Source organism: Mesorhizobium sp., from assembly GCF_017306585.1.
Lineage (GTDB): Bacteria > Pseudomonadota > Alphaproteobacteria > Rhizobiales > Rhizobiaceae > Mesorhizobium.
In genome coordinates this window covers 1-9,150 of sequence record NZ_JAFKIC010000029.1, presented here as the reverse complement: position 1 = coordinate 9,150, position 9,150 = coordinate 1, and the positions used below count along the sequence as shown (strand labels likewise).

General features: G+C 63.6%; 10 protein-coding genes and 1 tRNA gene. 4 read left to right on the top strand and 7 right to left on the bottom strand.

The annotated features are described in order from the left end of the window. Positions 1 to 415: 415 nt before the first annotated feature. The 4 genes from J0I79_RS01055 to J0I79_RS01040 all read right to left on the bottom strand — a co-directional run bounded on the left by J0I79_RS01055 (position 416) and on the right by J0I79_RS01040 (position 3,196). A complete protein-coding gene (locus J0I79_RS01055) occupies positions 416 to 655 on the bottom strand; it encodes a Trm112 family protein (RefSeq protein WP_292854550.1) in 240 nt (79 codons plus the stop codon). Positions 656 to 717: 62 nt separating this feature from the next. After that, positions 718 to 1,389, bottom strand: a complete 672-nt coding sequence (locus tag J0I79_RS01050; RefSeq protein ID WP_292854548.1) for an LON peptidase substrate-binding domain-containing protein — start codon at positions 1,387 to 1,389, stop codon at positions 718 to 720. A gap of 205 nt (positions 1,390 to 1,594) precedes the next feature. Further along, positions 1,595 to 2,599 carry a thioredoxin gene (gene trxA / locus J0I79_RS01045; RefSeq protein ID WP_292854546.1) on the bottom strand — a complete coding sequence of 335 codons (1,005 nt, stop codon included), beginning with the start codon at positions 2,597 to 2,599 and terminating at the stop codon, positions 1,595 to 1,597. An 81-nt stretch (positions 2,600 to 2,680) separates the two neighbouring features. After that, positions 2,681 to 3,196, bottom strand: a complete 516-nt coding sequence (locus J0I79_RS01040) for a prolyl-tRNA synthetase associated domain-containing protein (RefSeq protein WP_292854544.1) — start codon at positions 3,194 to 3,196, stop codon at positions 2,681 to 2,683. A 191-nt stretch (positions 3,197 to 3,387) separates the two neighbouring features. Between J0I79_RS01040 and J0I79_RS01035 the strand changes: the two genes are divergently transcribed. Then, positions 3,388 to 3,462: transfer RNA gene (locus tag J0I79_RS01035), tRNA-Gly, on the top strand. An 81-nt stretch (positions 3,463 to 3,543) separates the two neighbouring features. Here the strand turns inward: J0I79_RS01035 and J0I79_RS01030 are convergent. Both J0I79_RS01030 and J0I79_RS01025 read right to left on the bottom strand, forming a co-directional pair. Next, positions 3,544 to 4,755 (bottom strand): hypothetical protein, encoded by a 1,212-nt coding sequence (locus J0I79_RS01030; RefSeq protein ID WP_292854541.1) that lies wholly within the window; start codon positions 4,753 to 4,755, stop codon positions 3,544 to 3,546. Positions 4,756 to 4,784: 29 nt separating this feature from the next. Next, positions 4,785 to 5,570 carry a SapC family protein gene (locus tag J0I79_RS01025; RefSeq protein ID WP_292854539.1) on the bottom strand — a complete coding sequence of 262 codons (786 nt, stop codon included), beginning with the start codon at positions 5,568 to 5,570 and terminating at the stop codon, positions 4,785 to 4,787. A gap of 264 nt (positions 5,571 to 5,834) precedes the next feature. Between J0I79_RS01025 and J0I79_RS01020 the strand changes: the two genes are divergently transcribed. Then, positions 5,835 to 6,107, top strand: coding sequence for a hypothetical protein (locus tag J0I79_RS01020; RefSeq protein ID WP_292854536.1), 273 nt, complete (start codon positions 5,835 to 5,837; stop codon positions 6,105 to 6,107). Between the two features lie 299 nt (positions 6,108 to 6,406). Here the strand turns inward: J0I79_RS01020 and J0I79_RS01015 are convergent, their stop codons facing one another. Further along, a complete protein-coding gene (locus J0I79_RS01015) occupies positions 6,407 to 6,586 on the bottom strand; it encodes a hypothetical protein (RefSeq protein WP_292854553.1) in 180 nt (59 codons plus the stop codon). 394 nt (positions 6,587 to 6,980) lie between these two features. Here J0I79_RS01015 and J0I79_RS01010 point away from each other — a divergent pair, with 394 nt between their 5' ends. Further along, the gene (locus tag J0I79_RS01010; RefSeq protein ID WP_292854534.1) at positions 6,981 to 7,538 is read left to right on the top strand and encodes an invasion associated locus B family protein; all 558 of its coding nucleotides are present in this window, start codon (positions 6,981 to 6,983) and stop codon (positions 7,536 to 7,538) included. 69 nt (positions 7,539 to 7,607) lie between these two features. Beyond that, complete coding sequence (locus tag J0I79_RS01005; RefSeq protein WP_292854532.1) at positions 7,608 to 8,852, top strand: Xaa-Pro peptidase family protein; 1,245 nt, start codon at positions 7,608 to 7,610, stop codon at positions 8,850 to 8,852. The last annotated feature ends 298 nt before the right edge of the window (positions 8,853 to 9,150 follow it).

Genomic DNA, 9,150 nt, shown 5'->3' with positions numbered 1-9,150 from the left:
GAGCCGCGCAATGCCTCGACCCGGCAGGATCTGGCGGTATTGTCGGAGGAAGCCGAAAGCGTCATGCCCAAGGGACGCAATTTTCAATAGGGCATCCTGCCCTTGCGCCCCGTCACTACCGATCATCCGCGAGCGGGGCGGGAACAAAGCAGTGTTGGCGTTCCTTCGCGCCCCCCTCTGCCCTGCCGGGCATCTCCCCCACTTGGGGGGAGATTGGCCGTCACTACGGCTTTCGCCAATCTTCAACGTTGAGGGACGGGCTGGACAGCGAAACTGCCGATCTCCCCCCTTGTGGGGGAGATGTCCGACAGGACAGAGGGGGGCCGTGCCCCACCAGCCTCTCACCCCCCTGCGCCACAGCCGCCGCGCCCGCCGCCACTTTTCGAGTGATGAAGCGACGCCCACTTCTCACCTGCTATGACGGCCCGCTCAGCCTCGGCGGCGGCAGCACATCCTCCACCGACAGCGCCCGCGCCTCCGAGGGCAGCATGATCGGGATGCCGTCGCGCACGGGATAGGCGAGCTTGGCGACCCGCGATATCAGCTCGCCGCGCTGCGGATCCCATGTCAGCGGCCCCTTGGTCAGCGGGCAGGCCAGCAATTCCAGCAGCTTCGGATCGACGCTCGCCTTGGTCCCGTCACGCCCATCCGCCATCGCATTCTCTCCCCGGGCACGGCATGTATCGCCCATCGGCATCACCTGACTGTCGACGCACCCTACTGCAAGCTCGAGCCGAAATCCTCATTCTCGCGCGCCAGCGTCATCTCGGTGATGGCGATAAGCGTCTCGGCCCGCGTCTTCAGATCGGCGGCTTCGAGCAGCGCCTGCTTCTCCGCCGGCCCGTAAGGCGCCATCATCGATAGCGCGTTGACCAGCATGGCGTTTTCGGCCCGGCTGACGCTTTCCCAGTCGGCGTCCAGGTCATTGGCCTGCAGATAGGCGCGGAATGCCTTGAGCAGCGCCGGCCGGTCGATCTCGTTCGCCGCCTGGTCCTCATGAAGATCGGCGAGGAACGGCGAGGGCTTCGCCTGCCGGAACGGCGTCTTGACGGTCAGTTCGTGGGCGATGCGGAACCGGCACACGCCTTGCAGCGAAATCAGGTAGCGGCCGTCGCCGGTCTCGGAAAAGGCGATGATGCGCCCGAGGCAGCCGACATTGCAGAGCGCCGGCTCGCCGTCCTCGCGCAATGCGCCGTCGAGGCTGGGCTGGATGATGCCGATGAGCCGCGAGCCGGCTACCGCCTCGTCCACCATCTGCAGGTAGCGCGGCTCGAAGATATTGAGCGGCATGCGGCCACCCGGCAGGAGGAGCGCGCCCTCGAGCGGGAAGAGCGGGATCGCTGACGGCAGATCCTTGGCGAGCCGGTAATGCGCGTTTCCCGCTTGCACCTCGTTCCTCCGATCGCTTCCATCGGGAAGCGCAAATGCTGCCTTCGTTCTGTCCTATCTGGCGCTTTCGCCTGGCAACGCAAGCCTGCGACAAAACAGCAGGGCAGTCGGCTAAGGCAATTCCGGGAAAAATCTGATCCGCTGCCGCCCGGAGTTGCTTGAAACCAAAGGGAGCGGTTCCCGTTCCGTGAAACCGCTAACGCCTCTAGGAAAACAGCAGCGACGACAATTTGCGCCGCGCCGCCAGTGTCGCCTCATCGGTCATGCCCCAGGCCTCGAAGAACTGCAGCAGCTGCGTCTTGGCGCCGTCATCGTTCCAGGCGCGGTCCGCCTTGATGATGGCGAGCAGACTTTCGGCCGCCGCCGTGCGTTCGCCTCTGGCGTTCTGGATCATGGCGAGATCGAAACGCGCCTGATGGTCCTTCGGGTTGTCGGCCAGCCGCTTCTCGAATTCGGCCGGATTGCCGAGGCTCGCTGCCTGCGCGGCGAGCGCCATCTTGGCGCGCAGGGCGGCGAGCAGCGGCACGTCCTTCTTGGCCTCGGGCGCCGTTGCAAGCAGCGCCTCGGCGCCTTCCGTGTCGCCGGCCTCGAACAGCAGATCGCCCAGCCCGGCGATCGCCTCGATGGTTTCAGGCGCCTGCGCCAGGATGGCGTCATAGATGTCGGCCGCGGTCTGCATGTCGCCGGCGTCGCGCGCCTCGGCCGCCGCCGCAAGCGCCTCGGCCACCGCCGGGGCGCCATTGCCCTTGCCGCCGACCTTGTCGATGAACTGCGCGATCTGGCTCTCGGGAATGGCGCCCATGAAGCCGTCGACCGGCTGGCCGTCCTTGAAGGCGATGACCGCCGGGATGGACTGGATGCCGAGCTGGCCGGCGATCGAGGGATGGTCGTCAATGTTCATCTTGACCAGCTTGACCTTGCCGCCGGCCGCCTTGACCGCCTTTTCCAGCTGCGGGGTGAGCTGCTTGCAAGGTCCGCACCATGGCGCCCAGAAGTCGACCAGCACCGGCTGGCGGCGCGATTCCTGGATGACGTCGGCGGCGAAGGCCGCTGTCGTTGTGTCCTTGATGACATCGGCGGGGGGAGCGAGCGTCACATCGCCGGGCGCGGCTTTCGCCGCCGCCGGCTCGGTTCCGCCATACTGCACCGTAGTGGCATACTGGCCGCCACTGCTGCCGAAGGATCCGCCAAACGGATTGTTGTCGCTCATCTCGTCACCCTTTCGGTCGCGCCGCCGGCCCGTGGCCCGGCGCCATGTCATTGGAAATCGGTTTCGCCATCCATGTGGCGATCATGCCGAGACTTTCAAGATAGCAGCATCGTGCCCGGTTGCCTCGACGAATCTGATCAGATCGGCCGACGCGATCGATGTCGTCGCCTCATTGGTCAAAGGATGCGCATTGATGACCGCGTGCTCCATCAGATCCTGATCCAGCACCAGCTTGACCCTTTTCTCCGTATCGTTGATGGCGCCGAAGACGGTGACCGCGCCCGGCAGCACGCCCAGAAGCTCCATCAGCATTTCCGGCTTGCCGAAGGAAACGCGGCTGGCGGCGCCGATCAGCTGGTGGATCTGCTTGAGGTCGACAATTGCATCCTCGCCGACCGTGACCAGGAAGAAATTGTCCTTCTTGTCCTTCAGGAACAGGTTTTTCGTATGCCCGCCGGCGATTTCGCCGCGCAACGCCTGCGAATCGGCGACCGTGTAGAGCGGCGGATGGCGCTTCGTCGAAACGGCGATGCCCAGGTCGGCGAGAAAGGCGAAAAGCTCGGCTTCGGTCTTGGGCATCTGTCCTGTCCCTTCCATTTGGCGCCCTGCCGTTTACGGCCAATGCGGTCGCCGACACAAGGCCGTCGCGCGACGCGACATGGAAATCCGCGCATGGCGGCGGTTTGCCGGCGTCGCCCAAAACGATGCAAAAAGGCTGCGATTTCCCTGTTGCAATCGCCGCGCTCTTCAGCCATATAGGCCCGGCTTGCGGCGAAGACGCCGTGTGAGCGGGTGTAGCTCAGGGGTAGAGCACAACCTTGCCAAGGTTGGGGTCGAGCGTTCGAATCGCTTCACCCGCTCCAGTTTCCTCCAGGGGAATCAAGCATCGAAAAGCCGCGGTCCGCCGCGGCTTTTTCGCGTTTTGGGAAGGACAGGTTCACCGGTTACTGTTCATGGTCGCCAACTTCCGATCGAACTCGTGGGCGGATCACGTTGACGAAGTTATTGAGGCATGGTCTCAGCCAATGGAAAGCCTGAGCCCGTATTGTTGGATCGTCGAGTGAGCCGAAGCGGCGCGAGATCATAATCTTGGGTCGCCCATACTTGTCCTGAACAACCTCAGCCGCATCTTCCAGCTCTAGCTTTACGTTCTCCCAATCTTCAACGATCGCTTGCATTGCAAGCTCGCCAACAGTGTTCCTGTGAGCTGAAAGGAACACCCCAACCTCCTTGTTGCGCATATCTCGGTAGCATGTGATCCAGCTCGATCCACTTGGCGCCGGCATCATAAATGAGAGGTTTCCTGCGCGGGCCGGCTTAGGTATCTGCTGTTCAGGATCGTCCAGCGTCAAATCTTGAAGAAACTCCGCCCAGAACTTCTCCTGGGCATCGGCAAGGGCGATCCGTTCGGGGTCAACCTCACTAGCTTCATCTGTTGCGCTGGCGACCTCGCGAATAGTGAAGCCGTCGGGAACCGCCACCACCTCTCGTGACAAGATCGCTGTTCGAGCGAGCACACGTGGTACAACAATTCGACCACCGCTCGGCATTGCGTAGATTGGCAGTTCGACCAAGCCTAAACTGAAATGCAAGCCCGCGTGGCGTTGCAGATAATCCGCAATAGCCTCCACACCCTCGCGTATTCCGTCGCCTACGATAAGCAGAAGAAACCTTCCACGTCTAAGATTCTGAGTTAGCGTATCGTTGAAGGCGATCTCATCAACCGTAGGTAATCGCTCACGTACAAGTTCCAGAATCGGATTCCCTTGTCGGTTTAGGCGACGACTTACCTCTCTTTGCAGGTCTGATGATGTCCACCGGCTAAGCTCCTTTGCGTAGTCGAGTATCTGCCCAATGACTTCTCTACGGCCTTCAGGATTTCGCCAAAGTTTGCATTCCACGATTATCGGCAATCCTGAAGTCGTCACCATGAAATTGTCGATTGCACCGGCACGTGTATTGAGTTCGGTACAAATTGGGACCGGGTCGCAGAAAAGTGAATCGATCTCTGCAATGGGCAATGACCCTGGATGTCGATGAATAAGTGCCTGGATGTCCGCCTCGCTCGTTGGCTCGAAACTACATCGGCTTTGCACAAGCTCAAGAGGAACTGCGCTGTCGCCAAGCAATATCGGCACACAATGTTGGCGACTCATTTGCCCTCGCAATACCTCGTTTCTCTGCCTCACCCCGCCTTCCTCACCGATGCCTGGTGCACCAGCGATGTCCAGCTGTTGGTCGAGGCGAGGTGGCAGTAGAGGAGGCCGAGCGCGCCGGATTTCCTGAGATCGAGGAAGGCGGCGTCGCTCAATTTGTTGAAGGCTTCCTCGTCGATCACCTGGAAATCGGTGAGGTTGAGCACTTCGCCGCCTTCCAGCGTCACCTTGCTCTGGCGCGGCGCGAACAGGCCGTGCGCGTCGATCTTGTCGACCATCTCGCGGGTGGCCCTGAAATCGATCTGGAACTGGTTGCAGAAGGCGAGCGCCTGCTTGGTCGCCTCGGTGGGCTCCGTGCCGCTGAAGAAGGGCGCGATCTTGTCTTCGCGCAGCGGCGCCAGGACCTGATCGACCACCCGGTCGCTCGCCCGGTCGACGCACAGCGTCAGCCGGCCGGGCGCCTTCGGATCCTCGGCCAGGATGAAGGGGTAGCGGCGCACATAGGCAGGGATGTAATGCGGCGCCGTCCAGCGGCCTTCGGCGTCGACGAACAGGTTCTCGTTCTGGCGCACGCCGGTGATGATGACCGGCGCCTTGCCCGCGCCGATGAAGACGATGGGGTAGGAACGCATCGCCGCCGGCATTTCCGCCGCGACAACCGGAATGGCGTGGGCGGAACGGGCGAAGGAAAAGTCCGCGCGCGCGGTCAGGCCCAGCGAGCCATGCCGCACCGGGTTGAGCGCCTCGGGCCGGGAATAGAACAGCGGCATGGCCTCGCTCGCCGCCGCTTGCGTGTTTGTCCCAACGTCAGCCATCTCGGTCCCTTTCTCCTCCGGCCGATCGGGCCGGCCCCCAAGCATCGGACCCCAATGATTGGAGCCGCCTCACATGGCGCTGTTCTTGACATGGCCAAGACTCCCGCGCCGGCGCAAAGTACTACAGTGTCTCGTGCACGCATTAAAGCAGGCTCGCCGCTGTATTTTGCGGTTGCTCCGCGGAATTGTCCTGGCGCATCATCGGCGGCGCAAAATCCGGTTTCCGGAAGGCCAATCTCGAACAGGCAAATTGAGGCGGACGGCATGACAGCGGCGGATTTCGAACAGGCGATCGGGCAGGCATTCACCATCGACGCCGGCGAGCAGCGGATCTCGCTCGAACTGAGCGCGGTCAACCGCATCGCGTCCAGCCCTCGCGAGGGTGGCGGCTTCTCGCTCATGTTCAGAGGACCGCGCGAGATCGCCCTGCCGCAGGCGACCTATCGCCTCACCGGCAATGGCGCCGCCCACGACATCTTCATCGTGCCGGTCGCCGCCGACGCGGCCGGGCGGCTTTATGAAGCGGTGTTCAACTAGGCGCTGGTCGCTCTTCGTCATCCCTGGGCGTAGCAAGAAGCGAAGCGACGCGGCGCAGACCCCGGGATCCATGCCGCGACTTCAAGGCGTTGCCGCGGTGCAGGGTCTGCTTTGCACACACAATGCCGACGATTGATGCCCTTTTTGAACCGTTGCATTCCTTGGCCGGAGTCCCGGCATGGATCCCAGGGTCTCCGCGACGGAGCTTCGCTCCTGCTCCGCCCAGGGATGACGAAAGGCTTCGGCCAATTCCCCGACTTACGGCAAGCGGCCGAATTGAGCAGCGGAGCTCCAACCGCCTACCGGGCGGTCACCTCGCCCGCCGCCGGCGCGCAGGCCATGAGGTCGTAGACGCCCTTGTCCTCGACGACGACGAAGCCGAGCTCGAGATAGAGCCGCCGGGCCGGGTTGTTCTTCTCGACATGGATCGACGCCGATTTGCCGGCTAACCATGCCTCGTCGATGAGGTCGCGAAGCAGCGCGCCGCCCAGGCCCTTGCGGCGATGGGCCGGCAGGAAGGCGATGTCGATGATGCGGTGCTGGCTCGGCCAGCGCTACCAGCCAGTCGGCTTCCGGATAATGCTTGCGATAGTGCGCACGCTGCGCTTGGAACCCATCCCTGGCGAGTCCTTCTGGGACTTGCACGTCCCGCGTGTACGAATTTTTACGCCGATTATATTGTATAGCGAGCCCCGGCTGCCTCGAATTCAGTTATTTTCTGCTAAAGTTCTTATGTGTGGCGGGATGGCAACAGTAGATTTGCCGGCTTGCTTGGGTGCGACGCCGCTTTCGGAGTAGTGCCTGCTGTTGTATCAAGGCTGGCGAGGGAGAATACCTGCCTGGGCAAGGAACGTCGCGGGGATCACGAAGAACATGGGAACTATTTTAGCTATTGCTAATTCGACCTGCCGATTCGCCGGGGCGGCGGCGCTTTGCCTGGGGCTGGCCTGGTTCGGACCCGCGCTTGCCGAAGACGCTAAGCCCGCCCCGCCGAAGGAAGCCAAGCCCGCCGATGCCAACCCCTGGGCGGTGAACTGCTCCAGCGGCTCGGCGGGCACCGAACTGCAATGCCAGCTGTCACAGAACCTGACCGAGGCCAAGACGGGACAGCGCGTGCTGACGGTGACGGTGCGCCGCGACAACGCCAATGGCAGCCTGGCCATGCTGCTCGCCTTGCCGCACGGGCTGTTCCTGCCGTCCGGCGCCAGCTATCAGGTCGACCAGGGACAGAAGAACACGATTGCCATCCAGACCAGCGACCAGAACGGCGCCTACGCCGCCACGCCGCTGTCGCCGGACCTGGTCAAGGCGATGAAGTCGGGCACCAACCTCAACATCGGCATGGAATCGATAACCCGCAAGCCGATCACCATCCCGGTGTCGCTGGCCGGCTTCACCGCCGCGCTCGCCAAGCTGGAATCGATCAAATAGCCCTGGCCTGCGGCTTGATTGTCCGCCACCGCAATGCTCCGTTGCCGCCTGGTCATTCGGAGAAAAGATATGACGGGCTTTGTCGACCGCCAGCGCGCCACCGAGTTGATGCAGCGCGCCGGCATTTCGGCCCTGGTGCTCTCAGCACCTGAAGCCTTCCACTACGCGACCGGCGCCTGGATCGGGCCGGCCGGACTGTTCCGGCGCGCCGGCGGCGGCTTCGTCGTCATCCCGGCCAGGCAGGACCTGCCGATCGGCGTCGTCGCCGCTGACTTCAACGCGGCCCAGTTGCGGGCCGCCGCGCCCGAAGCGGTCGTGCGCTCGCACGCGATCTGGATCGAATCCGCGCCGGTGGAGGCATCATCCCCCGGCAAGCCCTTGCCGGAACGGATCGAGGCCGGACTGGCCGCGCTTGGCCGCGCGCCGGATTTTTCGCGTCCCGCGACCTTCGATCTCGCCGGCTCGGTGCGCCAGCTGCGGGCCATGCTCGCCGATTTCGGGCTGGAGCGCGCAACGCTCGGCGCCGACCTCGACTTCATTCCCGCCGCCGATTTTGCCGCCATCCAGGCATTGCTGCCGGATTGCCGGTTGATCGACGGCTCGCCGGTGCTGGATCGGCTCCGGGCCATCAAGTCGCCGCGCGAGATCGACCTCCTGCGGCAAGGCATCCTCCTGTCGGAGGCCGGTCTGGAGCGCTTGCAGGTCGATGCCATGGCCGGCATGCGTCAGGCCGACCTCGTCGCGCTTTACCGCATGGGGGTCGCCGACGCGGCTGCGGGGCTCTCCCATCCCGTCGTTACCGCGGAATATGTCACGCTCGGTGCGCGGGCCAAGGGCGCCGATGACAAGGCAACGGCCGGCGATCCCTTGAAATGCGACATGGTCTGTACGGTCGGCTTCTACGCCTCAGACATGTCGCGCAACTTCATCTTCGGCCAGCCTTCCGCCGATCAGGCCGAACTCCACGCCATCGCCGAACGCGCCTTCGAGGACGGGCTGGCGGAACTTGTACCCGGCAACACGCTCGGTCACGTTCACCGCGTCACCACCGAAAGCCTGGCGCGGCAGGGGTTGCGTTCCTATCGGCGTGGCCATTTCGGCCACGGCGTCGGCCAGTCGGTGTTTTCGGAGCAATGGCCGTTCATCGCGGCCGGCAGTGATGTCGGGATCGAAGCCGGGATGGTGCTGGCTTTCGAGATCCCGCTCTACATAGACGGCCTCGCCAGCTTCAATCTCGAGGACCAGTTCCTGATCACGGCGGATGGGCCCGTGGCGATGAACAGGCTGCCGAGGCGGCTGGAGATTATCGGGTAGCGATGTCGCGGTAGCGCCCTACGGCGCCCCCTCTGCCCTGCCGGCCATCTCCCCCACGAGGGGGGAGATTGGCTGTAGCGCCGCCTTCGCCAACTTTCAGCATCACAAGAAGAAGAGCCGGCGCCGAAGCTGCCAATCTCCCCACCTGTGGGGGAGATGGCCGGCAGGCCAGAGGGGGGCGCCGTAGAGCGCTATAGTGGGTGCTCTAACCTGATCCGGCCTTACCTCGCCGAGAATTACCCACGCACAGGCGGCCGCCTGTCCTTCCACGGCATCGCCTGCTCCAGCTGCGTCGACG